Source organism: Streptomyces triticirhizae, from assembly GCF_003696235.1.
GTDB classification, from domain to species: Bacteria; Actinomycetota; Actinomycetes; order Streptomycetales; family Streptomycetaceae; genus Streptomyces; species Streptomyces triticirhizae.
The window spans coordinates 35,211-61,590 of the sequence record NZ_RFFJ01000010.1 but is presented as its reverse complement, the minus strand read 5'-3'; the positions used below and the strand labels follow the sequence as shown (position 1 = coordinate 61,590).

Sequence of the window (26,380 nt, the reverse complement as noted above, 5' to 3'; positions counted from 1 at the left end):
AACCGCATCAAACACTGGCGCGGCCTCGCCACCCGCTACGACAAAACCGCAACCATCTACCTCGCCGGACTCCACATCGCAGGCATCTTCATCTGGTCCGCACGATGATCCAAACGAAAGAACCTAGCGCGGGATCAGCCCGTTCTCGTAGGCGGCGATGACCAGTTGGGTCCGGTCGCGGGCGGCCAGCTTGGCCAGGAGGTTGCCGATGTGCGTCTTGACGGTCCTGACCGAGATGGTGAGGCTCGCGGCGATCTCGTCGTTGGACAGGCCACGGCCGACGAGGGCGAGCACCTCGGTCTCGCGTTCGGTGAGCGCGTCGAGCCGCCTGGGCGGCGCGGTGGCCGGGCGGCGGACGTAGTGCTCGACGAGGCGGGTCAGGATGGCCGGGGCGAACAGCGACTCGCCGGCGTGGGTGCGGCGGATCGCGTCGAGGAGCTGCTCGGGGGTCGCGTCCTTGAGGAGGAAGCCGCTCGCCCCGGCGCGCAGCGCGTCCTGGACGTACGCGTCGAGTTCGAACATGGTCAGCACCAGCACCCGGCAGGCCGGGAGGCCCGGGTCGCCGGTGACGGCCCGGGTCGCCTCGATGCCGTCGCCGCCGGGCATCCGCAGGTCCATCAGGACCACGTCGGGCACCAGTTCGCGGGCGAGCGCGACGGCCTCGCGCCCGGTGGCGGCCTCGCCGACGGTGCGGAGGTCGGGGGTGCCGTCGATGACGATGGCGAGGCTGCGGCGCAGCAACGGCTGGTCGTCCGCGATCAGCACGCGGACGCGGCGGTCGGGGGCCGGGGCGGTCACGGGGCGACCCGGTCCGGGATGCGGGCGGCGAGCCGGAAGCCGTCCGCCGCCGGCGCGGCGCGGAGGGTTCCGCCGAGCGCGGTGAGGCGTTCGCGCAGCCCGGCCAGGCCGTGGCCGGCGCCCGGCTGCGACCGCCAGCCCTCGACCGGGCCGGCGTCGCGCACGTCCACGGTCAGCGCCTCGCCGTCCCGCCGGAGCGTGACCCGCGCCCGGGTGGGGCCGGCGTGCCGGACCGCGTTGTGCAGCGCCTCGCGCACCACGGCGCAGATCGCGAGCTGCACGCCCGGCGTGACCTCCCCGAGGTCGTCCATGTCGAGGGTGGCCGCCAGCCCGGACGCGTTCGCCGCCGCGACGATCGCCGGCAGCGCGTCGAGGGTGTCGGCCGGCCGCAGCGGCGCGCTGTGCGGGGCGCGCAGCACGGCCAGCATCCGGCGCAGCTCGGTGGTCGTCTCGCGGCCGACGCGTTCGATGTCGGCCAGCGCCTCGGCCCGTTCGGCCTCGCCCTCGGGGCCGGTCATCCTGCGGGCGGCGGCGGCGCGAACGGTGATGAGCCCGATCCCGTGGGAGACCAGATCGTGCAGGTCGTGGGCGATGCGCAGGCGTTCGGTGCCGATGGCGCGCTCGGCGGCCCAGGCCGTCAGGTCGTCCTCGTAGCGCAGGCGTTGGGCGCGGGTGCGGCGCAGCGCCCAGGTCAGGACGGAGACGCTCATCGCCGCGTTGACCAGGAGCGCGACCCACCACCCGGTGGTCGAGTTGACGCCGAAGGCGAACAGCACCAGGAGGACGACGGCCAGCACGGTCGCGACAACGCGCCGGTCATACGAGCGCCACCTGGGCCGTTCGGTCTCCACCCCGCGCAGTCTAGGGACGGGACGCGGCCCCGGGCATCGGACCCGGGTCCGAGGGACCGGGGACGGAGTCGCCCCCGGAACGCCGGCCCCCGGCCCGATGACAGGCCGGCGCCGCCCGGCTGGCATGGGGACATGCTCTCCTTCGACGGCGTGACCAAGCGTCACGGACCCCGCACCGTCCTGACGGACGTCACGTTCCGGGCGCTTCCCGGCCGGGTGACCGCGTTCCTCGGCCCCAACGGAGCCGGCAAGTCCTCGGCGCTGCGCATCCTGCTCGGCCTGGACCGCGCCTCGTCCGGCGCCGCCCTGGTCAACGGGCTCCGGTACCGCGACCTGCGCACGCCGCTGCGCACCGTGGGGGCGCTGCTGGACGGCTCGGGGGCGCACGGCTCCCGGACCGCGCGGGCGCATCTGGCCTGGGTGGCGCGGAGCAACGGCATCCCCGGGCGCCGGGTGGCCGAGGTGCTCGAACGGGTGGGGCTGGCGGCGGCCGGCCGCACCCGGGTGCGGCGGTTCTCGCTGGGGATGGGTCAACGCCTGGGGCTGGCCGCCGCGTTGCTGGGCGAGCCGGAGGTGCTGGTGTTGGACGAGCCGGCCAACGGGCTCGACCCGGCGGGCGTCCGCTGGCTGCGGGAGCTGCTGCGGGGGCACGCGGACGGCGGCGGGACGGTCCTGCTGTCCAGCCACCAGATCGGCGAGGTGGCCGAGGTGGCTGACGATCTCGCCGTCATCGCGGGCGGGCGGGTCGTCGCGCACGGGCCGCTGGGGCGGCTGACGGCGGGCCATGGCTCGCTGGAGGGCGCGTACTTCGCCTGGACGGGGGCGGCCGACCGGGGCGGGGCGGCCGACCTGGGTGGGGCCCAACGGCCGGGCGGGACCGGGCCGTTGGGGGGCGCGGGGCGCTCGGGGTCCGCGCGATGAGCCGGGGGCGCGCGGGGGCACCGCTGCGGGGCGCGGTCGGCGGCGAGTTCCTCAAGGCCGCCAGCCTGCCCGCCACCTGGGCGACGCTGGGCCTGACGTTCCTCGGCACGCTCGGCGTCGTCCTGATGTCCGCGCGCCGGGAGGCGCGCCTCGACCCCGGGGCCGGCGCCTCGCCGGCCGACCTCGCCTTCGACGCGGCGCCACTTGGCGTGGTCGGCGCCGTGGTGCTCGGCGTCCTCGCCGTCAGCGGCGAGTACCGGACCAACAGCCCCGGGGCGGGCGGCGGCCGGCAGCTCACCACGACCCTCGTCGCGGTGCCGCGCCGGTCCGCCGTGCTGGCGGCGAAGGCCGTCGTCCTCGTCGCGCTGGTCGCCGCCGGCGCCGCCGTCACCCTCGCCGCCTCGCTCACGCTGGCGCGGCCGGCGCTCGGCGACGCGGCCGGCGCGCACGAGCCGGGCGCGCTCGTCGGCCGGGCGGTCGGGGTCGCGCTGTACTGGGCGCTGATGGCGCTCCTCGCCCTGGCGGTCACGGTCCTCGCCCGGGGCCCGGTGCTCCCACTGGTCTGGTTCCTCGTCAACGGCTCGGTCGTGTCGTTCTCGGCGCTGCTCGCCAAGGTGACGCCGGTGGCGCGCCTGCTGCCGGATCTCGCCGGGCTGCGGCTGTTCGCCGACGCCTCGTCCATCGCCGTCGACGACCCGCTCGCGCCGCTCCCCGGCGGGCTGGTCATGGCCGCCTGGGCGGCGGCGCTGCTCGGCGTCGCGGCCTTCGTCCTGCACCGGCGCGACGCATGAGGCGGGCGCTCGTCGATGTCACGGCCGCCGAGCTGATCAAGCTGCGCAGCCTGCCGCTCGTCCTCGCGACCGCGCTCGGAACGGTGCTGGCGGCCGTCGCGTTGACCGTCGCCACCACGGCCACCGCCGCCAGCGCCGGCAGCGGCCAAGTCCTCGCGGAGGCCGTCCCGTTCCTCCAGGTCGGCACGGTCCTGCTCGGCGTGCTCACCGTCGCCGCCGACTACCCGGCCGGGCACGCGCGCCCGGCCCTGGTCGCCGTGCCCGACCGGCGCGCGCTGCTGCTCGGCAAGGGCCTCGCCTACCTGGCCGCCGCCTCGCTCACCGGCGCGGCGGCCCTGGGCGCGAGCCTGGCCACCGCGTCGTTCGGGAGCGACGCGGCCCCCGACGCGCTGCTCGTCCTGGGCGCCGGCGGCCATCTGGTGCTGGTCGGGCTGCTGGGCCTGGCCGTGGCGCTGCCGCTCCGCTCGCTGGTCCCCGCGCTGGTGACCGCGCTCGGTCTGGTGCTGCTCGCGCCGCCGCTGCTCGCCCCGCTCACCGGCCACGCCCGCCTGCTGCCCGGCCCGGCCGGCGGCGCCCTCTACCACCCGCACCGGCCCGAGGCCGCGCTCCCTCCGGGAACGGGCGCGCTGGTCCTGCTCGGCTGGATCGCCCTGATCACGGCGCCGGCCGTCGCCGGCTTCCTCCGCCGGGACGCCTGACGCGCCGAGAAGGCGTGGTCCACCAACCCCGCGAGGCTACTTCCGCAGCCGGGCGGGGGACAGTTGGTAGACGCTGTAGAACAACGGCACGCCGGCCAACATCAGGCACCACCCCCCGGCGCCGATGGAGCCAAGGTCCCCGCCGGTGAGGAGGATGGGCACGAGGAGGACGGCCAGAGCCGTGACGACCGTGGTCACCACCCCGTGCAGCACCCGAGCCCAGGCCGGTACCGGCGCGTTCCCGCCCCGGTTCTGGAGCCTCAGCACCAGGGCGCAGGTGGCCGCGCTGAGCGCGCCGAGCGGGAGGGCCAGCCCACGGGGACCCATCGGGGCGCTGATCACGCTGACGCCATACTCCATGGGCAGGAACTGGGCGGCCACCACCATCACGATGGCGGCCCGGAGGGCCGCGGCGGCGCGGGCCGCGGCGGCCGGGCGCGCGGCCGGAGGCGGGCTCGGAGTCCGGACCGTCGCGCGTGCGGCCGCTCCGGTCGGTGGCGGAGGCGGGACGGTGGACGCCCGCGTCGGCTGCCGCGGACGGGACCGGGGCGTTGCCGGGGCCGTGGGCAGGGCCTGGGCGATGTGTTCTGGGGGCCACCCCGCGTGCTGGTCGACGGCGGTGGGCGGGTGGTCGTCGGACTCCTCCCGCTCGGAGGCGAGTTCGGCCAGAACAGCGGCCACCGTGGGCCGCTCGGCCGGCTCCTTGGCCAGACAGCGGCCGATGATCTCCAACCCCGGAGCGGGGATGCGGGTGAGATCCGGCTCCTCGTAGGCGATACGGAAGTTGAGCGACTGCGCCGAGCCGGTGCCGAACGGGCCGGTGCCGGTGGCCGCATAGGTCAGGACGGCGCCCAACGCGAAGACGTCGGTGGCCGCGGTGACGGGCGCACCGGTGAGCTGCTCGGGGGCCATGAACCCGGGCGTGCCGACGACGACGCCGGTGCGGGTGAGCGCGGTGGCCTCGACCGCGACGGAGACCCCGAAGTCGACCACCCGAGGGCCGTCCGGCGCGATCAGCACATTGGACGGCTTGAGGTCCCGGTGCACCAGCCCCACGGCGTGGATCGCCTCCAACGCCTCGGCCAGCCCCGCGCCCAGGGCACGCACCGACGCCACCGGCCACGGGCCGTGCGCCACCACCGCCTCGTCCAGGGCAGGCCCCGGAACATAGGCGGTGGCCAACCAGGGCGTGACCGCGTCGGGATCGGCATCGACCAGGGCGGCGGTGAACAGCCCGGCGACCTTCCGGGCCGCCCTGACCTCCCGCGCGAAACGCTCCCGGAAGCCGGGATCGTCGGCCAGCTCGGCCCGCACCACCTTCACCGCGACCAGCCGCCCACTCGGCGAACGCCCCAGGAAGACCCGGCCCATCCCGCCGGCCCCCAGCCGCCCGGTGATCCGGTACCGGCCCACCCGCCGGGGGTCAGCCGGCTCCAACTCCACAACCATCGCCCCGAGTTCCCCCCGTCCCTCACCCTCGCGAAACGTCATGGGCGATGACACCACATGCCGACCGCCCGAACCAGGGGCTCCCCCCGGGGACCTCCGGGCGTCGACGCCCCTCGGAACGGAGGCCCGGTGACTCGTCCACCCGCGGCGGGTACAGCGGTGGGTACAGACGGGTTCGAACCGCCGACATCCGCCTTGTAAGGGCGGCGCTCTACCACTGAGCTATGTACCCGGGGATTTCGCGGGCACAGCCTACACGGGAGCCGTTCGAAAGGGATCTCAGGCGGGCACTACCAGCCGCTTTCGGATCGTTGTGTGGATGGGAGAATGGCGGCGGACTCACCTGGCTTACACGACCACGGGGAGAAGGACACGTGACAACCGGCCGAGCGGCGAGCCGACTGGCGAGGGATCTCACCGTCTCCGTGGTGCTGGTGCCGGCCGCGTTGGCGGTGGTCGCGTGGGCCGCGCTGCCCGGCGCGTTCACCGGCGGCGGGACCCGGCGCTGGGGTCGGGGCCGGGCGGAGGAGTCGCGGGCCAGGGCGCAGCAGGCGAAGGACGCGGCGGCCACCGCGTTCTACGAGTTGGACACCGCGCAGCGCGATCTGCGGATCACGCTGGAGACGGTCACGGCGGCCGACGAGTCGCCGGAGGTGCGGCGGGCCGCCGCCGGGTTCGCCACCCTGGGCGAGCAGGTGGACCGGGTCAGCCACGACTACATCACCACCCTCGACGCGCACGACCTGGACGCGGAGCAGCTGGAGCCGGGCGACGCCAACCGCGCGCAGCGGGAGTTGGCCCGGGTGACCGACGCGCTGGTGCGGGTCAGGGGCGATCTGGAGCGGTTCGAGCAGGGTTTGACGCCGCTGGTCGCGCGGGCCCAGGAGCAGTTGGCGCAGGTGGCCCCTGCGGTTGAGCGCGCCAGGCGGGCCCTGCTGGCGGCGACGGAGGCGCTGGACGGGGCGCGCGGGTCAGGTCTTGGCGCCGACGAGTTGGCCGCGCGGCTGGCCCAACTCGGCCCGGAGCTGCGCGCGTTGAACGAGGGCGCCGGCCGGCACGGGGTGCGGCCGACGATCCAGCGGGCCGAGCGGGTGCGGCGGGAGGCCGAGGCGATCGCGGCGGACGCGGCCCGGCTGCCGGAGCGGGCGGCCGAGATCGACCGCCGGCTGACCTCGCTGCGCACCCGCGCGGAGGCGATCAGCAACCGCGCGGACTCCGTCGGCCCGGTCCTCAGCGAGCTGCGGCGCCGCTTCATGGCCAACTGCTGGCAGGACCTGCAACGGGTGCCCCAGCAGGCCGAGGAGGCGGTGCGGGAGGCCGGCGAGGCGCTGGCCGCCGCCCGCTCGGAGCGGCGGGCGCAGCGGTTCGAGGCGGCGACCGCCCAGCTGGCGCGGGCGCACGAGCTGCTGGGCAGCGCGGACGAGGCGGTGTCGGCGGCCGGGGAGCGGCTGCGGCGGCTGAACGAGATCGCCGGGGACCCGTCGGGCGAGATCGAGCGGACACGGTTCGTGGTGCGGGACGCGCAGCGGCTCGCGATGCGCGGGCGCACGGTGCCCGACCCCCGGCACGCCCGCCCGCTGGACGGGGCGGTCGCCCGGCTGGAGCGTGCGGTCTCCGAGCTGGAGGAGGGCGGGCGGAACCCGGACTACTGGCACTTCCTGACCGAGCTGGAGGCGGTGCGGGAGACGGCCGGCGCTGTGGTGGAGGCGATCCGGGCGGGGCGCTGAGCGCGCCGCGCGCCCCGGGCCGCTGACGTCGCGCCCCCCGGCGTGGTTGGGCGGCGCCACATCGGGTACGCGGAACGGGACATTTCGGGAGTCCGCCGGGTCGTTCGGCGGAGCTTCCGGGAGTAGCACGCGTCCCCGAGGAACCCGAGGAGGAGGTCGCCATGGCGGCATCGATGTCGTCCCTGATCGGGACGGACCCGCGCGGTGAGCCTCGACTGCCCAACGGCGGACCGCTGGGCCTGCTCAGCCGGGCCAGGCTGGAGCGGGACCGGCCGGCCGACCGCCGGCTGAACCGCTTCTACCGGATCGGCGCCGGGCTGATGGGCCTGGGCCTGGTGATCTTCGGCGTCCTGGGCATCACGCGGAAGCTCGGCGCGTTCTCCACCGGGGACAACACCGTGTGGGGCATGAACACCAACGGCGCGCTCAGCTGGCTGTCGGTCGTGGTGGGCCTGGCGCTGGGGGTGGCGATGCTGGTGGGCGGCAACCTGGCGTCCACGTTCTGCCTGGGCCTGGGCGTGCTGTTCCTGCTGAGCGGCTTCGTCAACCTCGCGTTGATCAAGACCGACGCCAACATCCTCAACTTCGAGATCTCCAACGTGGTCTTCAGCTACGCGGTGGGCCTGCTGCTGCTGTTCATCGGCGCCTATGGCCGGGTCGCCGGCCGGCTGCCGCACGACAACCCGTACTGGCGGGCGCGCAACCCGGAGGTCGCCAGCGGCGCGGAGCGCCGGTCGCGGATCGTCGAGCGGCGGCGCCGGGAGATCAGCGAGGAGTGGCGGCAGGCCGACCGGCGCCGGGAGCGGCGGTGGGCGCGGGACCGTCGGCGGCGTCGGGTGCTGCCGGGGCGGGCAGCTCGCCGAGCAGCGCGCGAAGAATCGACTCCCCGCAGCTGACGCCGCGTTCGTCGAGCCCGGTGACGTGCGGCGCCGTCCAGCCGCTGGTGGCCAGCTCGCCGTGGCCGGGCCGCCAGGCGGCGTCGGCGGCCAGCAGCAGGTCCCGGTCGAGCAGCGAGTCGCCGGCGGACAGCACGCGTTCGGCGCCGGCGCGGCGGGCGACCTCGGCGACGGCGGCGCTCTTGGTCAGCGGCTCCGGCACCACATAGAGCTTGCGGCCCTGGAGGGAGACGGTCCAGCCCCTGGGCGCGGCCCACTCGGCGAGGGCCTTGGGCCAGGCGTCGGGCAGCCGTTCGCGGTCCACCACCAGATAGGCGAAGAGGTCCTCGGCGACCCGGTCGCGCAGCAGCCAGTCCGGGTCGGCGGTGGCGCGGACGCGTTCCCTGACCGCGTCGAGCGGGGCGCACTCGGCGGCGAGCCGGCGGGTGACCGCGCGGTGCCAGTCGGGGTCGGTGACGCCGTCGACCAGCAGATGGCCGCCGTTGGCGCAGATCGCGTAGCGCGGCGGCGGGCCTGGCAGCCGCACCCGGAGGTACTGCTCGCGGGTGCGGGTGGTGGTGGGCACGAACACGGCCGCCGGGTGGGTGGCGAGCCGGGCCAGCAGGGCGGCGGCTGCCTCGGTGACGAAGGACTGCGGCCGGCCCCGGTAGGTCTCGACGGCGAGCAGCCGGGGCGCGTCGCGGTCGGCGCAGGTCAGCTCCAGGGCGTTCGCCGAGTAGATCAGCGTGCGGTCGAGGTCGCTGGCGACCAGGGTGCGGGCCGGGGTCATCGGCGTTCCTTCGGGGTGCTGGCGTGGCCGTCGGCGCCGGTGGCGCCCCTGGTGTAGCGGGGGTGGATCAACCCAACGCAGCTGTACGGGAGTTCGTCGGTCTCCTCGACGGGGACGCCGCGCTGCTCGGCGAGCAGCCTGATGTGGTCGAGGTCGGCGCCGGCGCCGCGCCGGGCCAGGATGCGCCAGGGCACCCGGCGCAGCAGGACCCGGGTGGTCTCGCCGACGCCCGGCTTGACCAGGTTGATGTCGTGGATGCCGTACTCCTCGCTGATCCGTTCCACGGCCCGCCAGCCGGCCCAGGTCGGGGTGCGGTCGGCGGCCAGCAGGGCCGCCGCGTCGTCGGCGACGGCGGCGCCGACCTCGGCGAACCGGGCGGTGACCGCGTCCAGGAACGCCCCGGAGACGTCGGCCCCGGCCAGTTCGCGGTAGTGCTTGGCGCCGTGGAAGTCGTCGGGGCCGACGAGGTCGGCGCGCAGCACGGTGCGGGAGACCAGCCCGGAGACGGTCGAGTTGAGGCAGGCGGAGGGGATCAGGAAGTCGTCCCTGGTGCCGTAGGTGGTGACGCAGCCGCCGGGGTCGGCCAGCACGGCCAGGCCCGGGTCGAAGCCGGGGAACGGGGCCAGCGCCGCCGTCAACTCCCGGGTGATCGCGCCCTTTCCGGTCCAGCCGTCGACGAAGACCACGTCGGCCGGGTCGTGGTGGGCGGCCAGCCAGCGCAGCGCGGTGGTGTCGATGCCCCGGCCGCGCACGATGGAGACGGCGTAGTGCGGCAGGTCAAGGCCGTGGGCGTGCCGGGCCCAGCGGCGCATCAGCACGCCGACGGGGGTGCCGGCCCTGGCCAGCGAGACCAGCACGGGCGGCCGGGCGCGTTCGGCGATGACCGTCTCCGTGACGGTGCCGACGGCGCGGGCGACGCGGGCGGCCGAGGTCTCCAGCGCGCTGTGGAAGAGCCGCTGGTACTCCTCGCTCGGCTGGTACTCGACCGGTAGCGACTCCGCGTAGTGGGCGCCGCCGGACTGGATGGCCTCCTCGCGCTCCTCGCGCGGCGCCTCCAGGCGCACCTCGGAGAGGTCCTGGAGCAGCCAGCCCACCTCGTCGGCGCGGTAGGAGGAGAACGCGGGGCCGCGCAGCGGCGGCGGCAGCGGCCTGGGCGCGGGCAGCGCGGCCAGCAGCACCCGGCCCGCGTGCGGCGCGAGGGTGGCCAACAGCCCGTCGGGGGCGTGGAGTTCGGGGGTGTCGCCGGCGGCGTCGGTGATCACGAGGGCCGCGTCCCAGCGTTCGCCGGCCACGTTGTAGGCGTAGCGAGGGCCGGGGTCGGCGGGGGCGTCGTGGGCGGGGAACGTCAGCCGGCTGCGGATGGCGTAGCCGGGGTCGTCCACCGGGAGGACCGGGGAGCGGGTGGTGGAGGAGAACGCCACCTCGGCGCGGTCGCCGAGCGCGGCCTGGAGCGCGCCGGCCAGCCGCAGCGGCGCGTACATCAGCTCCTCGGTGCCCAGCACCAGCACCCGCCGGGCGCCTTCCGGCACCCGCGCGGCCAGCTCCGCGCCGAGCGCGGGCAGCGCGGCGGTCAGCCGGGCGCGGTGGGCGCGGGTGAAGCCGTGCCGGCCCCCGTCGGGCACGTCGGCCGGCCAGTCGAGGGCGATCCTGGCGGGCGCGGTGCGCTGGCGGGGCACGGGCGGGGTCTCGGGGGGCGCCGGCTCGGCGCCGGGCGTCTCCCGGGCGGCGACCAGCGCGGCGCCCCGGGCCAGCACGTCCTCGGGCAGCGCGATCCGGCCCCGGGCCAGCGCCACCACCCGCACGGTCGCGCCCAGTTCGGCCGCGAACTTGGCCAGCTCGGACCGGTCCCGCTCGGTTCTGGTGTCCACCAGGGCGGCCACCACATAGCGGTCCCGGGGCCAGCGCCGGTGCAGCGTCGCGATGGTGTTGCGGACCGTGCGGCCGGTGGACAGCTCGTCGTCCACCAGCACCAGCGGCCCGTCGCCCGCCAGCAGGCCGGGGTCGGAGGGCAGCAGCAGATGCGAGGTGTGGTGCGAGTGCTCCTCCTCGAAGCCGCCGACCGGCGTGACCCCGGGCACCGCGCGCCGCGTCGAGTGCAAAAAGCCGACGGCGTCCAGGCCGTCGGCGACGCTGTGCCCGAGCCCGGTCGCGGTCTCCGCGTAGCCCAGGACCACGGCGCGCGCCGCCTCGGGGCCCAGCTCGGCGGCGACCCGCCGGCCCAGGTCGAGCCCGGTGCCGTGCACCAGCTCGGGCCGTTGCGGCACGTGCTTGCCCAGCACCAGGGAGACCAGCAGATGCGCCCGGCGCGGGTTGCGCCGCAGGGCCAGGCCCAGCAACTCCCGCGTCCCCGCGCCCTCCAGGCGCACGCCCAGCGCGCGGGTGACCCAGTCACCCGACCATATGGGGGCCGTCACGCGTTCCCCGCAGCCAGCAGATCCACGAAGTCCACTCCGTCCCTGGCGACGCCGAACACCTCAGCGCGCAGCATGGTCCTCTCGGCCCAGGCGCGGTGCGGCTTCACCTCGTTCATCTTGTTGGTGTACGCGGACCGCAGCACGCCGCCGCCGCTCGCCTCCGGCCGGAGGATGTCGGCGGCGTCGCTGAACTCCTCGTGGCTGACGACCGACAGCGCGTGCACCGGCGCCACGTGCGAGGGGTGGATGCAGGTCTTGCCCATCAGCCCGTTGGCGCGGTCCAGTTCGATCTCGCGCAGCAGCCCGTCCATGTCGTGCTCGATCAGCCGGGCACGCAGCGCCTCCGCCCGGCCGCTGAACGGGGTGTTGCGCAGCTGCGGCTTGAACAGCCGCTCCTGGGTGCGGAAGTACTCCCAGACCGGGCCGGTCACCACGCACCCCGAGCCGTCCGCGCGGCCCAGCACGTTGACCACGTCGGCGATCACCGAGGCGACCAGGCCCACGTCGTAGGCCGTCATCTCGGGGGTGCGGCGCAGCCCGTAGGCGGAGCAGAAGTCCGTCACCCCGAGCCGCACGGCGGGGACGCGCTCCCGGTGCTTCTCGACCAGCGCCGCCACCGCGCGCAGCCCCTCGTAGCGGCTCTCCAGGTGCAGCAGCTCGGGCGACTCCAGCACCGGCATCACCAGCAGCCGCCGCCCGCACAGGATCTCGGCGGCGACGGCGGCGTCCAGGAACGCGGCGCCCGAAGCCGGGGTGAACTTCGGCAGCACGAAGCCGGTCAACAGGGCCACATACGGGCCGAGTCGGCGCGTCAGGTCCAACACCTGCTCCGGCTCCCGCACCCGCACGAAGAGCAGCGGCAGCGCCGCCGGGTCAGTGCCGTCGGCCAGCAGCCGGAACTGCCGCACCAGGTTCTCCTCGGCGTCGCCCACCTCGGCGTCGCTGATGGAGTCCTCCAGGCACAGCACCATGGACACCACCCCGGCCCTGGTCTGCTTGCGCACGTCCTCGGCGAGCCGGGGGCGGGTGGCCGGAGCGTAGAGCGTCGCACCCAGCGCGTAACCCACCGTCCGCACCGGCGAGTCGGGGCCGAACTCGGCCGGCTCCCGATGGAACAACGCGCGACGCCGCGCGGCCGACAGGTGCCCGAAGTGCCGCATGATGCCCCCGATCTCCCCCACTCTCCGGCCGTCTGGCTGACGTCACCGGTTTCGGGCCATCGTAAGCTCGCCATTGTTTCGGGGGCATGGCCGCAGGCAGGATTCGGTGTATGACCCCTGTGGTGGAACCCGGTGCTCCGTTGCGTCTCGACGCCGGCGGGGTCCGGGTCGTGCTGCGGTGGAGCTGGCAGCACAGCGGCGCGGGGGCGCCCGATCTGGACCTGTCCGCGCTGCTCCTCGGCCCCGACGGCCGGGTCGGGCAGGAGGGCGACTTCGTCTTCTACAACCAGCCGGCCCACCCCTCGGGTCTGGTCAGGCGGCTGCCCAAGCAGCGCGCCGCCGACGGCGTGCGGGACGTGGTGCACGCCGAACTCACCGAACTCGCCCCGGGGATCGAGCGGCTGGCGCTGGCCGCCTCGGCTGACGGCGGCTTCCGCGCCGAGCTGAGCCGGCCCGAGCTGACCGTGCACGACGCCGCCAGCGGGGAGCCGCTGGCCGGCCTGCCGCTGCGGCCCGGGCCCCGGGAGACGGCGGTGCTCTGCGGGGAGCTGGCCCGCGCCGGCGACGGCGGCTGGGAGCTGCGGGCCATCGGCCGGGGCTTCACGGGCGGACTGGTCGCGCTGGCCGCCGAGTTCGGCATCGGCGCGGCCCGCAGGCCGCCGCCCACCCCGCACGGCTACGCCGGCGCCGACCCCACGTTCACGCTGCCGCCGCAGGGCCCGCAGTTCCTCCCGAACGCCGGAAGCGGCGCCGGCACCTGACCGCCGGCGTGGGAACGCCCCGACGGCCGGCCGCGCCGGGCTACTTGCGGGCCCGCCCCCAGGACAGGCCCCAGCCGTAGAGCCGGTCGATCTCCGACTGGAAGCCGTACACGTACCTGACCTCCCGCCGGGCCACCAGCTGCCCCTTCTCCTCCTCGATCAGCGCGACCGCGCAGGACCGCGCCTGCGGCGGCGGGTCGGTGCAGCCGATCTCCACGTTCTTCCCGTCCGGGGTGGCGAGGGTCACCACCACGTCGGCCCGGTCGAAGGTCGGCGCCCCGTCATAGATGTAGACGAAGATCAACAGCCGCTTGAACTGGTCCTTGTTGTCCAGGTTGATGTACAGGTGCTCGCCCGAGCCGGTGCCGAACCGGTCGTCGCCGCTCAGCTTGATGAACGGCGCCTCGCTGAAGTCGCCGTGCAGCCCGCCGAGCGTCTGCACCACGCCCCTGCTGCCGTCCGCCAGCTCGTACATGCAGGCCAGGTCGAAGTCCATGTTGGCCACGCCCTGCGAGTGCGCCTGGATCTCGGCCGGCCGGAACACGGCCAGCGGATGGCGCCAGTTGGCCATCCGCCGCCGCTGGGAGCGGCCGAAGTCGCTGTTGCTGCGGATGCGCCAGGTCAGGTCGACCCGCAGGGTCCCGCTGTCCGTCCCGTCGCCGGTGAGCACGGCGGTCGGGTTGCGTCGGGTCAGCTCCGACGCGTAGCTCATGGCCCCGCCGACCGAGTCGAACTTCTGGTTGGCCGCGCCGCCGCGCCAGTATGTCCACAGGGACACCATGCGGCTCCACCCCTCGCCTCTCCCCCTCCCGGCCGGGAGGTCCCACGCGCACTCCGCGCACCTTCGGTAACGGGACGGTCTCGGGCCGTCCCGTTACAGGCTTCCGCGTTGGCCGGGCGCTCACACCTCGTCGGAGATCTGCCGGTGTCCCCTGCCCTCGGCATCGTCCCGCCGGTTGGCGCGCACCGAGGAGTAGAACGCCCAGCCGATCAGCCCGACGCCGACCAGGCCCGTGACGACCTCGGGCAGGTGCCAACGGATGCTGATCAGCAGCATCACGGCCAGCGCGCCGATCGCGTAGTGCGCCCCGTGCTCCAGGTAGCGGTAGTCGTCGAGGGTGCCCTGGCGGACCAGGTAGATGGTGAGCGAACGGACGTACATCGCGCCGATGCCCAGGCCGAGCGCCATCCAGAAGATGTGGTTGGTGATGGCGAAGGCGCCGATCACGCCGTCGAAGGAGAACGACGCGTCCAGGACCTCCAGGTAGAGGAAGAGGAAGAACGCGGCCTTGCCGCCGACCCCCACCGCCGTCGGCTTCTTCCCCGCGCGGCGGGCGGCCTCCTCGGCCTCGTGCATCTTCTCCTGGTCGTCCTCAAGGCGGTGCTCGAAGTACCCGGAGAGCCCGCCGACCAGCAGATACGTCAACAGGCCCGCGAGGCCGGAGAGCAACACCGTCTCGGTCTTGTCCGCGTGCAGCCCGCCGTGCTGGTACGCCTGGCTGGCGACGGTGGTCGCGGTCAGCAGCAGCGCGGCCAGCGCGACGCCGACCGAGAAGCCGTCGATCCGGCCCAGCTTGGAGAGCGGCTTCTCCAGCCAGCGCGCCCACATGACCTCGCGCTCCTCGAACACGAAGTTGAGGGCGATCATCAGCAGGAACATCCCGCCGAAGGCGGCGATCGACGGGTGCGCGTCGGTCACCATCTCCGAGTACTGGTCGGGGTCGTCGAGCGCCAGCTCCACGGCCTCGATCGGGCCGACCCCCGCCGTGACGGCGACGATCAGCACCGGGAAGACCAGCCGCATCCCGAAGACGGCGATCAGGATGCCGATGGTGAGGAAGATCTTCTGCCAGAACTCGTTCATCCGCTTGAGCACGCCGGCGTTGACCACCGCGTTGTCGAACGAGAGCGAGATCTCCAGCACGGAGAGGATCGCCACCACGGCGAACCCCTCCCAACCCCAGAAGTACAGGGCGGCGGCGAGTCCGGCGATGGTCACGCCGAAGGACCAGCCAAAGGTCTTGAGAATCACGAGTAGTCCAGTCTTCCGCGCGAGACCGCGGTGGTTATGCGGGTGGACAGGCAGGTGGACGCGTCGGGAGGCGGCCCCGGGGCCCGGGGCCCTCCCACCCGGCCCGTGGTGGCCGGACCGCGAACCCGGCGCCCAGGCGCCGCGCCCCGTGTCCCACTCGCCACCGTCGAACCCGGGTCAGAGTGCCTTGAGGGCGGTGACGTAGTCGTCGAGGTCCCGCGCGTTGGGCAGGTCGTTGACGACGGTCCAACGGACCGTGCCCGAGGTGTCGATCACGAACGTGCCGCGCACCGCGCACCCCTTGTCCTCCGCGAAGACCCCGTAGGCGCGGGAGACCTCGCCGTGCGGCCAGAAGTCGGAGAGCAGCGGGTAGTCGAGGCCCTCCTGCTCGGAGAAGACGCGCAGCGCCGGGGCCGGATCGTTGGAGACGGCGAGCAGCTGCACCTCGTCGTTGACGAAGTCGGGCAGCCGGTCACGCAGCTCGCACAGCTCGCCGGTGCAGACACCGGTGAACGCGAAGGGATAGAACAGCAGCACCACGTTCTTCCGACCACGGAAGTCGGCCAGCGAGACCGACTGGCCGTGCTGGTCTCTGAGCGTGAACTCGGGTGCCTGGGTGCCGGGCTCGATCGCCATGCTCGCGTAATCCGTTTCCCTGGGGAAGGCAAAGTGACGAGCCCCAGCCTACGTCGGGCCCCGAAAACCCGGACGCGCCCCCGGAAGGTGGGGCCAGGAGGGCCCCTGGCGCCGCTCCCGGGGACGCTGTGTGGTGAAAGAAACCACGGACCGTTACTTCTTGCCGGCCGTCTTGGGGGTCACCAGCCGGCTCCCCGACCAGTCCTTGCCGGCGTTGACGGTGCTGGTCTGCGCCAGCCCTGCCGTCTGCGCGGCCTCGCCGATCTCGCTGGGCTCGACATAGCCAGCGCGCCCGGTCTTGGGCGTCAGCAGCCAGACCGGCGCCCCCGGGTCGATCAGCGTGGTGGCGTCCACCAGCGCGTCGGTCAGGTCGCCGTCATCGTCGCGGAACCACAGCACCACCGCGTCGGCCACGTCGTCATAGCTCTCGTCCACGAGGTCCTCGCCGGTGATGGCCTCGATCCCCGCGCGCAGCTCCTGCTCGGCGTCGTCGTCGTAGCCGAGTTCCTGGACCACCTGCCCGGGCTGAAAACCCAGCCTGGCGGCCGGGTTGGTCCGCTCATCCGCGTGGTCCGCGGTCGCGCTCACGGATAGCTCCTGTCCTGTCTCGGGTAAGTATCGAATGGGGGCCACGCGTGCGCGCGGCTTGGGGCGTAGTCCACACGGGCCGGGCGGATCGCGCAAGTACCCGCCCCCCGAGCCCGCCCAAACGTTGACGTCTTGGCCCATGACGTGGGGTGATCCGCGCCATGGCGCGGGGAACGGGTGTTCGCGGGTGGCGGGCGGGCCGGGCGTAGGCTTGACGGTCGGCCCTCAGATCGAGGATCGCCGCCGATACGCCGGTCGGGAGAGCCGCCCTGGCCCCGTGAGATGAGGATTACCACCCGGTAGAGATGACGTTTCGCCGCCGGCGGTACACGATGGAGGCGGCGCGACACAGCAGAGCAGACAACTCACAGTGAAGGAACAGCGTGGCTTCCGGATCAGATCGCAACCCGATCATCATTGGCGGCCTTCCCAGCCAGGTCCCGGACTTCGACCCTGAGGAGACTCAGGAGTGGCTTGACTCGCTCGACGCCGCGGTCGACGAACGAGGCCGGGAACGGGCCCGCTATCTCATGCTCCGGCTGATCGAGCGCGCCCGTGAGAAGCGGGTGGCCGTGCCAGAGATGCGCAGCACGGACTACGTCAACACCATCGCGACCAAGGACGAGCCCTACTTCCCCGGCGACGAGGAGGTGGAGCGCAAGATCCTCAACGCGACCCGGTGGAACGCGGCCGTGATGGTCTCGCGCGCCCAGCGGCCCGGCATCGGCGTGGGCGGGCACATCGCCACCTTCGGCTCGTCGGCCTCTCTCTACGACGTGGGCTTCAACCACTTCTTCCGGGGCAAGGACGGCGGCGACGGCGGCGACCAGGTGTACTTCCAGGGGCACGCCTCGCCCGGGATCTACGCCAGGGCCTTCCTCCTGGACCGGCTCACCGAGCAGCACCTGGACGCGTTCCGGCAGGAGAAGTCCAAGTTCCCGTACGGGCTCTCCAGCTATCCGCACCCCCGGATGATGCCGGACTTCTGGGAGTTCCCCACGGTCTCCATGGGGCTCGGCCCGATCAGCGCCATCTACCAGGCGCGGATGAACCGCTACATGCACGCGCGGGGCATCGCCGACACCTCCAACTCGCACGTCTACGCCTTCCTCGGCGACGGCGAGATGGACGAGCCGGAGTCGTTGGGGCAGCTGGCCCTGGCCGCCCGGGAGGGCCTGGACAACCTGACGTTCATCGTCAACTGCAACCTCCAGCGGCTCGACGGCCCGGTGCGCGGCAACGGCAAGATCATGCAGGAGCTGGAGTCCCAGTTCAGGGGCGCCGGCTGGAACGTGATCAAGCTGGTGTGGGACCGCAGTTGGGACCCGCTGCTGGCGCAGGACCGGGACGGGGTGCTGGTCAACAAGCTCAACACCACCCCGGACGGCCAGTTCCAGACCTACGCCACCGAGACCGGCGCCTACATCCGCGAGCACTTCTTCGGCGGTGACCAGCGGCTGCGCGACATGGTCGCGAACATGACCGACGACCAGATCCTGCACCTGGGGCGGGGCGGTCACGACCACCGCAAGATCTACGCGGCGTACCGGGCGGCCAAGGAGCACAAGGGCCAGCCCACGGTGATCCTGGCGCAGACGATCAAGGGCTGGATGCTGGGGCCGAACTTCGAGGGCCGCAACGCCACTCACCAGATGAAGAAGCTGACGGTCGACGACCTGAAGCGCTTCCGCGACCGGCTGCACCTGCCGATCCCCGACCGCGAGCTGGAGTCCGGCCTGCCGCCGTACTACCACCCGGGCCGGGAATCGGACGAGATCCAGTACATGCACGACCGGCGGCGCGAGCTGGGCGGCTACGTACCGACCCGGGTGGTGCGCGCCAAGCCGCTGACGCTGCCGGGCGACAAGGCGTACGCGGCCGTCCGCAAGGGCTCGGGGCAGCAGCAGGTGGCCACCACCATGGCCTTCGTGCGGCTGCTGAAGGACCTGATGCGGGACAAGGAGATCGGCAGGCGCTTCGTGCCGATCGCGCCGGACGAGTACCGCACCTTCGGCATGGACTCGCTCTTCCCCTCGGCCAAGATCTACAACCCGCTGGGGCAGACCTACGAGTCGGTCGACCGCGAACTCCTGCTCTCCTACAAGGAGTCGCCGACCGGGCAGATGCTGCACGACGGGATCACCGAGGCCGGCTGTACGGCCTCCCTGATCGCCGCGGGATCGGCCTACGCCACGCACGGCGAGCCGCTGATCCCGGTCTATGTCTTCTACTCGATGTTCGGGTTCCAGCGGACCGGTGACCAGTTCTGGCAGATGGGCGACCAGCTCGCGCGGGGCTTCGTTCTGGGCGCGACCGCCGGGCGCACGACCCTGACCGGTGAGGGCACCCAGCACGCCGACGGGCACAGTCACCTGCTGGCCTCGACCAACCCGGCGTGTGTCGCCTACGACCCGGCCTACGGGTATGAGATCGCGCACATCGTGCGGGACGGTCTGCGGAGGATGTACGGCGAGAACGCCGAGGACGTCTTCTACTACCTGACCGTCTACAACGAGCCGATCACCCAGCCCGCCGAGCCGGACGACGTGGACGTGGACGGCATCCTCAGGGGCCTCCACCGGATCGCCGTCGGCACCTCGGGCAACGTCCCGGCGCAGATCCTCGCCTCGGGCGTGGCCGTGCCGTGGGCGCTTGAGGCGCAGTCCATCCTCGCCGAGGAGTGGGGCGTGAAGGCCGATGTGTGGTCGGCCACCTCCTGGAACGAGCTGCGGCGCGACGCGGTGGAGGCCGAGGAGCACAACCTGCTGCACCCGGAGGAGGAGCAGCGGGTGCCGTATGTCACCCGCAAACTCCAGGGCGCCGAGGGTCCGTTCCTGGCCGTCTCCGACTGGATGCGTTCCGTTCCGGACCAGATCGCGCGGTGGGTGCCGGGCACCTACCAGTCGCTGGGCGGCGACGGCTTCGGCTTCGCCGACACCAGGGGCGCGGCCCGGCGGTTCTTCCACATCGACGCGCAGTCGATCGTGCTCGGGGTCCTCACCGAGCTGGCCAAGGAGGGCAAGATCGACCGCTCGGTGCTGAAGCAGGCCATCGACCGGTACCAGCTGCTGGACGTGGCGGCGGCCGACCCGGGCGCCGCCGGCGGCGACGCCTGACCGACACGGAGTGAACGGGCGGGCCCCAGGCGGAGAAGTTCTCCGCCCGGGGCCCGCTCCGTTCTCTCGGCGGGGCCCCTCAGCCGGGCGGGCGCTGCCTGGCGCGGGGCGCCGGGGGTGGGGGCGGGGGGATCATGCCGGCGGCGAACGCCTTGTTGACCGCGTCGATGCGGGAGACGGCGTCCAACTTGGCGAAGATGTTCCGCAGATGGCGTTTGACGGTGCCCTCGGTGATGGAGAGCCGGGCGGCGATCTGCCGGTTGCTCATCGCGCCGGCCACCAGCGACAGCACCTCCAGCTCGCGGTCGGACATCAGCCGGGCCGCCGAGCGCCGCCGTTCCCCGCGTTCCCCGCGTTCCCCGCCCGGGAGCGGCGACGTCTCCGGCCGGGACAGCACGATCCGCCGGTCGCCGGCGGCCACCCCGAGGATGGCGTCCACCAGTTCGTCGGAGCGCGCCGACTTGTGCACATAGCCCCGCGCGCCCCGGGCCATCAGCTGCCGCACCATGGGGAGTTCGCCGTACATGCTGACGACGACCACCCGGGTGCCGGGCGATTCGACGAGGACCCGGCGCAGCGTGCGGGCCGGGTCGTGGCCCGGCATCCCGATGTCGAGCAGCAGCACCTCGGGGCGCTCCCTGGCGGCCAGCGCGACCGCGTCCTCCGCGTTCCCCGCCTCGCCGACCAGCGTGAAGCGGCCCGTGGACAGGAGCATGTCGCGGACCGTCTCGCGCGGCAGGGCATGGTCGTCGACCAGGGCGACGCGCACGCGCCGCCCCGGGCCGGGGCGCACCTCACTCCCCCCGCAGCGGAACGCCCAGTCGTACGCGGGTCCCCACCCCGACCTCGCTGAACACCCGGCAGGTGCCGCCGAGGAGCGCGGCCCGGTCGCTCATCGAGCGCAGCCCGTAGCCGCCGGCGCCGGGGGGCGTGAGGTCGAAGCCGCACCCGTCGTCGGCGACCTCGGCGACCACCTCGGTGTCGGCGACCGTCACCGTGACGGTCACCCGCTCCGCCTCGGCGTGCGCCAGGGCGTTGCGCAGCGCCTCGCAGAGGATCAGATAGATCTCCTTGCGGGAGGTGTCGGGGACCCGCCAGTCGTCCCCGGATAAGCGGAGGTCGACGGCGGTGGTCCCGCACCCGGCGTGGTCGCGGAACATCCTCAGGGCCTCGAAGATGCCCAACGCGGGGTCCTGCCGGCGCAGTTGGCAGATGACCTCCTGCGCCTGGGAGAGCGTGTCGAGCAGGACCTGGCGGGCCCTGCGCAGCCGCGAGGCCAGCTCCGCCGGCTCCCCGCCCCGCCCCAGCGCGCCGTCCACCAGCCGCAGCGCCAGCGTGAGGCCGTTCCCGATGCCGTCGTGCACGTCCCTGGCCAGGCTGCGCCGCTCCAGGAGCCGAATCTCGTCGATGGTGTCCAGCGAGGCGGCGTCGTAGAACCCGGCGAGGAACCGGGTGCGGCGGGCGGCTCCGCGCACCAGCGTCCGCGTCGCGACCTCGCGGAGGTCGGCCGGGCAGGCGGTGTCCAGCAGGACCCGCTGCACCTCGACGGAGGCCACCTCGACGAAGACGTGGGACGCCTCCAGGTAGTCCCCGGGCTGGAGTTGGTGGGTCACGAACTTGTCCGCCATCAGGTCGACCCGGGGCAGGTTGGTGACGTCCAGGTGCACCTCGCCCGTGCGCAGCGCCCGCACGCAGTCGTCGAGCACGTACTCGGCCTGGGTGAGGCATCCGTTCAACAGCCCGGTGTCCCGGGCCAGCGGCGAGGCGGTCCGCTCCAACTCCGCCGCGTAGTTCCCCACGATCAGAGGCCGACGTTCTGACAGTAAATCGGCCGTGTCAAGCGTTGATGATCTTAGGCGCACAGCACTCCCCCATGACGTCTGTGTTCATTGATCGATCATTGACGCCCACCGTTGGCGTCCGTCTCGCCAGCTATGCCCGGTGCCCACGGCGTGTTGTCTTTCCCCCATTAGTTACACCGGCATACTACACCCGCACACCTGCGGGGACCGGATGTCAACACTCTCGCAACCACCTTGTTGACGAGAGGAGTTGACCTTCCACGGGGATCTCGGGGAGGTTCCCTCGGGGAACTGGAATTTCCCGTCCCCGTTCGTTCCGACGTCCCGTTCGGTTGCGTTCTCGGGCATGAGATGTTTCGTTCGACACATGGAACGCATCCCCTGAACGATATTGCTTGGCGCCGCCGCTCTCCTGCTGCTACCCATGAACCTGACCACGGGGGAACACCGCCGTAAAGAGGCACGCCCGCCTGGATTCCACCGTCAAAGGCGTGACCAGTTCGGAGTGTTGAGAATGATCAGGTTCGGTCTGCTCGGACCGCTCGAAATCCAAACCGACCAGGGGGCTTTCACCCCACGGGGTGTCAAAGTGCGCACGGTGCTCGCGCTGCTGGCCGCGCGGCGCGGCCAGGTGGTCAGCCTGGGCACGTTCGCGGAGGAGCTGTGGGGCAGCCGGCTGCCGCGCCGGCCGGAGACCACCGTTCGCACCCACATCTACCACCTGCGGACCATGTTGGAGCGCGACTGCCCGGTGCCGGTGGGCCAGGGGACGCTGGCGACGGGCTCGTCCGGCTATCTGCTGCGGGCCACCGAGGAGCAGGTGGACGCCGAGGTCTTCGCCGCCACCGCCGAGCGCGGCAGGACAGCCCTGGTGGCCGGCGACACCCGGCGCGCCGCCGTGCTGTTGCGCCAGGCGCTGGCGCTGTGGCGCGGCCCGGCCCTGTCCGACGTCGCGGCGGGGCCGGCGCTCTCCGGCCACCTGCGCTACCTCACCGACCTGCGGCTGCGCACGCTGGAGCTGCGTATCGACGCGGACATGGCGCTCGGCGAACACCGCGAGCTGGTCCCGGAGTTGCGTGGGCTGCTGGCCGCCCATCCGCTGCACGAGTACTTCCACCGCCGACTGATCGAGACGCTGTGGGCGTCCGGTCGCCGGAGCGAGGCGCTGGCCGCCTACCGCTCGCTGCGGGCGCTGCTGGCCGAGGAGTTGGGCATCGATCCGTCGCCCGAGGTGCAGCGGCTGCACGCGGAACTGCTGGCGCTGCGGCCGGTCGCCTGACCGCGCGGGGGCGTCAACGGGGGCCGGCGCGCGGGGTGTTGCCCGCCGCCCGCCCCCACTTCACGATCCGTTCCTTCGAGGAGAACGCGAGGACCATGCCCGAGACGATGACCGCCGCCGTGGCGACCAGCCCCGGCGAGATACGCCTGACGGAGGTGGACCGACCCGCGCCCTGGCTGGGCGAGGTGCTGGTTCAGGTGCGGGCCGCCGGGATCAACCCGGCGGACTGCCGGGCCGCCGCCGGCCGGGGGCTGCCCGTCGAGCATCCCTTCCCGCTGGGCTGGGAGATGGCGGGCGTGGTGCGCGCGGTCGGCCCCATGGTGACCAGGTTCGCGCCGGGCGACGAGGTGCTCGGGCTGCTGCGCTTCCCACGCCCCGGCGGCTGTCACGCCGAGTTCGTCACCGCCCCCACGCGTCAACTGGCCCTGCGGCCGGCCGCGTTGAGCCCCGAGGCCGCCGCCGCGCTGCCGCTGGCCGGCCTCACCGCCTGGCAGGCGCTGACCGAGGTCGCGCGGGTGGAGGCGGGGCAACGGGTGCTGGTGACGGCCGCCGGCGGCGGCGTCGGGCATCTGGCGGTGCGGCTCGCGCGGCGGCTGGGGGCCACCGTGATCGCCACCGCCAGCGAGGGCAAGCACGCGCTGGTGCGCGGCTGGGGCGCGGACGAGGTGATCGACCACACCAGGAAGGACCCGGCGACCGAGGTCGCGGACGTGGACGTCGTCCTCGACCTGCTGGGCGGTCGGGAGACCGAACGGCTGCTGGGCACCCCGCGCCCCGGCGGCGTGCTGGTGAGGGTGGCGGGCGGCGACCCGGCGCCGTTCGCCGGCGCGGACGGCAGGCGGGGCGTTCCGATGCTGGTCGAGCCGGACCACGCGGCGCTGGCCGAGCTGGCGTCGCTCGCCGCCGGGGGCGAGGTGGAGGTCCTGGTGGAACGGACCTGGCCGCTGGCCGAGCTGCCGGCCGCCTATGCGGCGGTCGAGGCCGGGCACGCCGTGGGCAAGACCGTGCTGACCGTGGACGCCTGCGAACTCCCGGCCGGCTGACGGGACTTCGGGCGGGACGCGGGCGGCTCGGGGGCGTCAGCTCCGCAGCCCGTGGACCATCCCGTCCAGGGACCGTTCGACGACGGCCCGCCGGCGTGGCTCGGGGAGCACGCTGAGCGGGCCGTCGAGCAGCAGCGTGGCCAGGCCGTGGACGGTGGACCAGACGGCGGCCTCGGCGTCCTCGCGCAGCCCGGGCGAGACCCGCCCGGCCTCGGCCAGTTCGTCGAGCACCTCGCGCAGCAGCTGGTAGGTGCCGTAGGCGCGCGGGTCGGGCGGGTTCTCGTCGTCGGTGTGGCAGAAGCAGGAGCGGAAGAGCCCCGGCTGTCCCAACGCGAAGGAGACATACGCCTCGGCGATCGCGCGCAGCCGGCGCTCGGCCTCGTCGCCGCGCTCGGGCAGCGGGGGCGAGGCGGCCAGCGCGGTGGCGACGGAGGCGTCCAACAGCCGCTGGGAGCGCTCCTTGACCGCGCGCAACAGGTCGGCGTGGCCGGCGAAGTGGCGGTAGGCGGCGGTGGCCGAGACCCCCACGCGGCGTGCCGCGGCCCTCAGGACCACGGCCCCCGGGCCGCCCTCGCTGGCCAGGGCGACGGCCGCCTCGGTCAGCGCGTTGGGCAGGTCGCCGTGGTGGTAACCGCCCCTGGCCGGGGGCCCGTCGTGTACCGCCGTGTCCGCCATCGGCTCACCCCTGCCTGGTCAACGCGGCCCTGCGGATCGAACTCCGCCCAGTCTAGGCGCTGGTCCCCGCGCCGCCGAGGGGCCGCCGGCACCCACCCGGCGACGCGGAGTCGCGCGGAGTGGCGCGGCCGGGGGAGGCGGCCGTGCCCGTTCAGAACCGGATCGCGTACTTCAGCCGCCTGCGGCGCGGGACCGGGTTGGCCGCCTCCTGCTCGCTGGCCCGCCTGGCCAGCGACTCCCGCTGTTCGCGCACGCTGTCCACGGCCAGCTTGACCGCCTCGTCCAGCGGCATGACCAGCGGCAGGTCGAAGATCTCCGCGATCCTGCCGACGCGTTCCTCGACGGTGCCGCGCACCACGTGGTGCGGGATGCCGATGTCGGCGACCGTCTCCAACAGCAGCCGGTCGCCGAGCTTCCGGAACTCCTCGGAGACCGGCCGGTGGCCGTCCTGGGTGATGTGTGTCTCCACCGGGAGGTGGACGAAGGCGTCGTAGTGGTTGCGCGCGCGGTTCCTGACCACGGTGCCCCAGGCGTCCATGGTCTGGCGGATCATGGGCTTGAACGGGATGCCGGCGATCTCCCTGGCGATCCGACTGGCCCGGTTGGCCTGGGGGTTGATGCCCACCCGCATCCTGACGTGACCGTAGACCCACTCGTGGATCACCGAGCCGTCGGCGACGAACGAGCCGTGGCTCTCCATCGCCGCCGCCTCGTGGTGGATGCGCTCCTCCATGCGCCGGAAGCCGATCACCATCAGCTCGGAGGCCGAAAGCTGGTCCAGGCGCCGCCCGGGCAGCAGCTCGTGCAGGATGTCCCGCGCGGTCAGCGCGTGGGTGCGGGGGATGCCGGTGGCGATCGAGATCGCCTCGGTGGTCGTGGTCTTCCCGGTCGAGTACGTTCCGGAGACCGCGAGCCTGATCGTGCGTTCCATGGTCACCTCGGGAGTTGGTGCGCCATCGAGGAGCGCGCCTGAATCGTGTGGAAGTCGCCTGACATGTCGGCCTTTCGCCAGCGGGCGCCGGAGAACTCCAGGGCGTCGCTGCGGTGTCGGGTGACCGCCAGCGGCAGGCCGGCGCCCAGGGGCGCCTCGGGCCGCTCGCAGGTCATCGTCAGCCGCCGCATCCAGAGCGTGTTGCTCTGTCCCCGGGTGATGCCGTCCTCGTGGTAGACGAGGAGTTGGGCCAGCTGGGCCAGCGCGAGGAAGCAGTCGACCATCGTCAGCCCCGGCTGGTAGGCGGCGGCGAAGCCGAGCCCTGCCCGGCCGTCGGGGTCGGCGAACGTGGCCAGCGCCGCGACCCGTTGGCCGTCCGGGTCCAGCCGGACGTCCGTGAGCGTGTGCCGGCGGGCGCGGAAGCCGTCGCCGTAGTACCGCTCCCCGGCCGGGCCCAACGCCTGCTCGGCGTCGGCGTAGCCGACCGGGGTCAGCTCCGAGGAACCCGCGTCGTGCTCGACCTCGCAGACCGCGTTCAGGGCGCCGACGTTGAGGTCGAACGCGGAGACCGCAGGCCGGACGCGGCCGGCGCCCGGCAGGGTGCGGCGCAGCCGGCCGACGACGGGGAAGCGGCCCAGGTCCTCCTGCGGCCCGGCGCTGGAGCGCACGGCGAAGCGGCGCAGCCAGCTGGCGGCCCGCTGCTCCGGGGTCAGGCCGTGGACCCGGGTGAGGTAGACCTCGACCAGCTGGACCGCGAGCACCATCACGTCCACGCTGGACAGGTGGGGCCTCAGCTCCATGGCCCGGTCCTTGCGCGACCAGTCCTCGGGGTAGGTGACGGCGGCCGTCGCCGAGACGCTCCCCTGGCCGGGCCGCGCGGGCTCGACCCGGATGTCGGTCAGCCGCTGGCCGACCCTTCTGAACCCCTCGCTGAAGAACCTTCTGCTGCCGTCCCCCAGATACTCGTCTATCGATGAGAATCTCAGCGCTGTGGTCACGGACTCGGCCTTCCCCTGACTGTTTTCCTCGTCTGGCTTTTCCTG

Annotated in this window: 23 protein-coding genes, 1 tRNA gene and 1 pseudogene; 9 read left to right on the top strand and 16 right to left on the bottom strand. The window is 73.6% G+C overall.

All coding sequences use genetic code 11. The features are described from left to right. Positions 1 to 123: 123 nt before the first annotated feature. Both EBN88_RS04020 and EBN88_RS04015 read right to left on the bottom strand, forming a co-directional pair. Entirely contained in the window at positions 124 to 798 is a 675-nt protein-coding gene (locus EBN88_RS04020; protein ID WP_122182384.1) for a response regulator, read from the bottom strand. Beyond that, on the bottom strand, positions 795 to 1,649 hold the full coding sequence (locus EBN88_RS04015) for a sensor histidine kinase (RefSeq protein ID WP_199742245.1): 855 nt from the start codon (positions 1,647 to 1,649) through the stop codon (positions 795 to 797). The genes EBN88_RS04020 and EBN88_RS04015 overlap by 4 nt, the downstream gene beginning before the upstream one ends. Before the next feature lie 132 nt (positions 1,650 to 1,781). On the opposite strand from EBN88_RS04015, the gene EBN88_RS04010 reads away from it, so the two are divergent. From EBN88_RS04010 to EBN88_RS04000, 3 genes are read left to right on the top strand one after another with little or no spacing between them, the layout of a single operon-like run. Continuing rightward, the gene (locus EBN88_RS04010) at positions 1,782 to 2,570 is read left to right on the top strand and encodes an ABC transporter ATP-binding protein (RefSeq protein WP_122182382.1); all 789 of its coding nucleotides are present in this window, start codon (positions 1,782 to 1,784) and stop codon (positions 2,568 to 2,570) included. Then, positions 2,567 to 3,361, top strand: a complete 795-nt coding sequence (locus tag EBN88_RS04005; RefSeq protein ID WP_122182381.1) for an ABC transporter permease — start codon at positions 2,567 to 2,569, stop codon at positions 3,359 to 3,361. The genes EBN88_RS04010 and EBN88_RS04005 overlap by 4 nt, the downstream gene beginning before the upstream one ends. Next, on the top strand, positions 3,358 to 4,059 hold the full coding sequence (locus EBN88_RS04000) for an ABC transporter permease (RefSeq protein ID WP_122182380.1): 702 nt from the start codon (positions 3,358 to 3,360) through the stop codon (positions 4,057 to 4,059). Before EBN88_RS04005 ends, EBN88_RS04000 begins: the two co-directional genes overlap by 4 nt. A gap of 36 nt (positions 4,060 to 4,095) precedes the next feature. Here the strand turns inward: EBN88_RS04000 and EBN88_RS31540 are convergent, their stop codons facing one another. Further along, positions 4,096 to 5,508 (bottom strand): serine/threonine-protein kinase, encoded by a 1,413-nt coding sequence (locus tag EBN88_RS31540; RefSeq protein WP_233580441.1) that lies wholly within the window; start codon positions 5,506 to 5,508, stop codon positions 4,096 to 4,098. 160 nt (positions 5,509 to 5,668) lie between these two features. Continuing rightward, positions 5,669 to 5,740: transfer RNA gene (locus EBN88_RS03990), tRNA-Val, on the bottom strand. 142 nt (positions 5,741 to 5,882) lie between these two features. On the opposite strand from EBN88_RS03990, the gene EBN88_RS03985 reads away from it, so the two are divergent. Both EBN88_RS03985 and EBN88_RS32330 read left to right on the top strand, forming a co-directional pair. Then, positions 5,883 to 7,235, top strand: a complete 1,353-nt coding sequence (locus tag EBN88_RS03985) for a hypothetical protein (protein WP_122182379.1) — start codon at positions 5,883 to 5,885, stop codon at positions 7,233 to 7,235. Positions 7,236 to 7,396: 161 nt separating this feature from the next. Next, positions 7,397 to 7,822, top strand: a pseudogene (locus EBN88_RS32330) (DUF4383 domain-containing protein); the annotation flags it as partial. A 178-nt stretch (positions 7,823 to 8,000) separates the two neighbouring features. On the opposite strand, the gene EBN88_RS03975 reads toward EBN88_RS32330, so the two are convergent. The 3 genes from EBN88_RS03975 to EBN88_RS03965 are packed head-to-tail and all read right to left on the bottom strand — an operon-like array spanning position 8,001 to position 12,474. Then, on the bottom strand, positions 8,001 to 8,900 hold the full coding sequence (locus tag EBN88_RS03975) for an HAD family hydrolase (RefSeq protein ID WP_233580440.1): 900 nt from the start codon (positions 8,898 to 8,900) through the stop codon (positions 8,001 to 8,003). Further along, entirely contained in the window at positions 8,897 to 11,314 is a 2,418-nt protein-coding gene (locus tag EBN88_RS03970) for a phosphoribosyltransferase (RefSeq protein WP_122182377.1), read from the bottom strand. The genes EBN88_RS03975 and EBN88_RS03970 overlap by 4 nt, the downstream gene beginning before the upstream one ends. After that, positions 11,311 to 12,474 (bottom strand): HpcH/HpaI aldolase/citrate lyase family protein, encoded by a 1,164-nt coding sequence (locus EBN88_RS03965; protein WP_122182389.1) that lies wholly within the window; start codon positions 12,472 to 12,474, stop codon positions 11,311 to 11,313. Before EBN88_RS03965 ends, EBN88_RS03970 begins: the two co-directional genes overlap by 4 nt. Before the next feature lie 110 nt (positions 12,475 to 12,584). On the opposite strand from EBN88_RS03965, the gene EBN88_RS03960 reads away from it, so the two are divergent. After that, the gene (locus EBN88_RS03960) at positions 12,585 to 13,235 is read left to right on the top strand and encodes a TerD family protein (RefSeq protein WP_122182376.1); all 651 of its coding nucleotides are present in this window, start codon (positions 12,585 to 12,587) and stop codon (positions 13,233 to 13,235) included. A 40-nt stretch (positions 13,236 to 13,275) separates the two neighbouring features. Here EBN88_RS03960 and EBN88_RS03955 read toward each other — a convergent pair whose 3' ends face one another. From EBN88_RS03955 to EBN88_RS03940, 4 genes are all read right to left on the bottom strand, one after another. Then, complete coding sequence (locus tag EBN88_RS03955; protein WP_122182375.1) at positions 13,276 to 14,016, bottom strand: Tellurium resistance; 741 nt, start codon at positions 14,014 to 14,016, stop codon at positions 13,276 to 13,278. Positions 14,017 to 14,136: 120 nt separating this feature from the next. Further along, complete coding sequence (locus EBN88_RS03950) at positions 14,137 to 15,267, bottom strand: DUF475 domain-containing protein (protein ID WP_122182374.1); 1,131 nt, start codon at positions 15,265 to 15,267, stop codon at positions 14,137 to 14,139. Between the two features lie 177 nt (positions 15,268 to 15,444). Continuing rightward, positions 15,445 to 15,903, bottom strand: a complete 459-nt coding sequence (locus tag EBN88_RS03945; protein WP_122182373.1) for a peroxiredoxin — start codon at positions 15,901 to 15,903, stop codon at positions 15,445 to 15,447. A gap of 153 nt (positions 15,904 to 16,056) precedes the next feature. Then, positions 16,057 to 16,491, bottom strand: a complete 435-nt coding sequence (locus EBN88_RS03940; RefSeq protein ID WP_122182372.1) for a DUF3052 domain-containing protein — start codon at positions 16,489 to 16,491, stop codon at positions 16,057 to 16,059. A gap of 383 nt (positions 16,492 to 16,874) precedes the next feature. Between EBN88_RS03940 and aceE the strand changes: the two genes are divergently transcribed. After that, positions 16,875 to 19,607: a pyruvate dehydrogenase (acetyl-transferring), homodimeric type gene (aceE, locus tag EBN88_RS03935; RefSeq protein ID WP_122182371.1), complete on the top strand. Its 2,733-nt coding sequence runs from the start codon at positions 16,875 to 16,877 to the stop codon at positions 19,605 to 19,607. Between the two features lie 79 nt (positions 19,608 to 19,686). On the opposite strand, the gene EBN88_RS03930 is transcribed toward aceE, so the two are convergent. Beyond that, positions 19,687 to 20,376 (bottom strand): response regulator, encoded by a 690-nt coding sequence (locus EBN88_RS03930; RefSeq protein ID WP_233580439.1) that lies wholly within the window; start codon positions 20,374 to 20,376, stop codon positions 19,687 to 19,689. Between the two features lie 25 nt (positions 20,377 to 20,401). Further along, positions 20,402 to 21,406: a sensor histidine kinase gene (locus EBN88_RS03925; protein ID WP_122182370.1), complete on the bottom strand. Its 1,005-nt coding sequence runs from the start codon at positions 21,404 to 21,406 to the stop codon at positions 20,402 to 20,404. Between the two features lie 592 nt (positions 21,407 to 21,998). On the opposite strand from EBN88_RS03925, the gene EBN88_RS03920 reads away from it, so the two are divergent. Beyond that, complete coding sequence (locus EBN88_RS03920; RefSeq protein ID WP_158621317.1) at positions 21,999 to 22,688, top strand: AfsR/SARP family transcriptional regulator; 690 nt, start codon at positions 21,999 to 22,001, stop codon at positions 22,686 to 22,688. A gap of 95 nt (positions 22,689 to 22,783) precedes the next feature. Beyond that, the gene (locus EBN88_RS03915) at positions 22,784 to 23,731 is read left to right on the top strand and encodes an NADP-dependent oxidoreductase (protein ID WP_122182388.1); all 948 of its coding nucleotides are present in this window, start codon (positions 22,784 to 22,786) and stop codon (positions 23,729 to 23,731) included. Positions 23,732 to 23,767: 36 nt separating this feature from the next. On the opposite strand, the gene EBN88_RS03910 is transcribed toward EBN88_RS03915, so the two are convergent. From EBN88_RS03910 to EBN88_RS03900, 3 genes are all read right to left on the bottom strand, one after another. After that, positions 23,768 to 24,406, bottom strand: coding sequence for a TetR/AcrR family transcriptional regulator (locus tag EBN88_RS03910; RefSeq protein WP_122182368.1), 639 nt, complete (start codon positions 24,404 to 24,406; stop codon positions 23,768 to 23,770). Positions 24,407 to 24,557: 151 nt separating this feature from the next. Beyond that, the gene (locus EBN88_RS03905) at positions 24,558 to 25,337 is read right to left on the bottom strand and encodes an AAA family ATPase (RefSeq protein WP_122182367.1); all 780 of its coding nucleotides are present in this window, start codon (positions 25,335 to 25,337) and stop codon (positions 24,558 to 24,560) included. Positions 25,338 to 25,339: 2 nt separating this feature from the next. Beyond that, a complete protein-coding gene (locus EBN88_RS03900; protein WP_158621316.1) occupies positions 25,340 to 26,335 on the bottom strand; it encodes an AvrD family protein in 996 nt (331 codons plus the stop codon). Positions 26,336 to 26,380: the final 45 nt, after the last annotated feature.

What these genes read in the sequence shown, in the direction of transcription:
- EBN88_RS03915 (WP_122182388.1), top strand. Translation starts at nt 22,784, where the DNA reads ATGCCCGAGACGATGACCGCCGCCGTGGCGACCAGCCCCGGCGAGATA.
- EBN88_RS03905 (WP_122182367.1), bottom strand. Translation starts at nt 25,337, where the DNA reads ATGGAACGCACGATCAGGCTCGCGGTCTCCGGAACGTACTCGACCGGG.
- EBN88_RS03955 (WP_122182375.1), bottom strand. Translation starts at nt 14,016, where the DNA reads ATGGTGTCCCTGTGGACATACTGGCGCGGCGGCGCGGCCAACCAGAAG.
- EBN88_RS03965 (WP_122182389.1), bottom strand. Translation starts at nt 12,474, where the DNA reads ATGCGGCACTTCGGGCACCTGTCGGCCGCGCGGCGTCGCGCGTTGTTC.
- EBN88_RS03960 (WP_122182376.1), top strand. Translation starts at nt 12,585, where the DNA reads ATGACCCCTGTGGTGGAACCCGGTGCTCCGTTGCGTCTCGACGCCGGC.
- EBN88_RS03910 (WP_122182368.1), bottom strand. Translation starts at nt 24,406, where the DNA reads ATGGCGGACACGGCGGTACACGACGGGCCCCCGGCCAGGGGCGGTTAC.
- EBN88_RS04005 (WP_122182381.1), top strand. Translation starts at nt 2,567, where the DNA reads ATGAGCCGGGGGCGCGCGGGGGCACCGCTGCGGGGCGCGGTCGGCGGC.
- EBN88_RS04000 (WP_122182380.1), top strand. Translation starts at nt 3,358, where the DNA reads ATGAGGCGGGCGCTCGTCGATGTCACGGCCGCCGAGCTGATCAAGCTG.
- EBN88_RS31540 (WP_233580441.1), bottom strand. Translation starts at nt 5,508, where the DNA reads ATGGTTGTGGAGTTGGAGCCGGCTGACCCCCGGCGGGTGGGCCGGTAC.
- EBN88_RS04010 (WP_122182382.1), top strand. Translation starts at nt 1,782, where the DNA reads ATGCTCTCCTTCGACGGCGTGACCAAGCGTCACGGACCCCGCACCGTC.
- EBN88_RS03945 (WP_122182373.1), bottom strand. Translation starts at nt 15,903, where the DNA reads ATGGCGATCGAGCCCGGCACCCAGGCACCCGAGTTCACGCTCAGAGAC.
- EBN88_RS03975 (WP_233580440.1), bottom strand. Translation starts at nt 8,900, where the DNA reads ATGACCCCGGCCCGCACCCTGGTCGCCAGCGACCTCGACCGCACGCTG.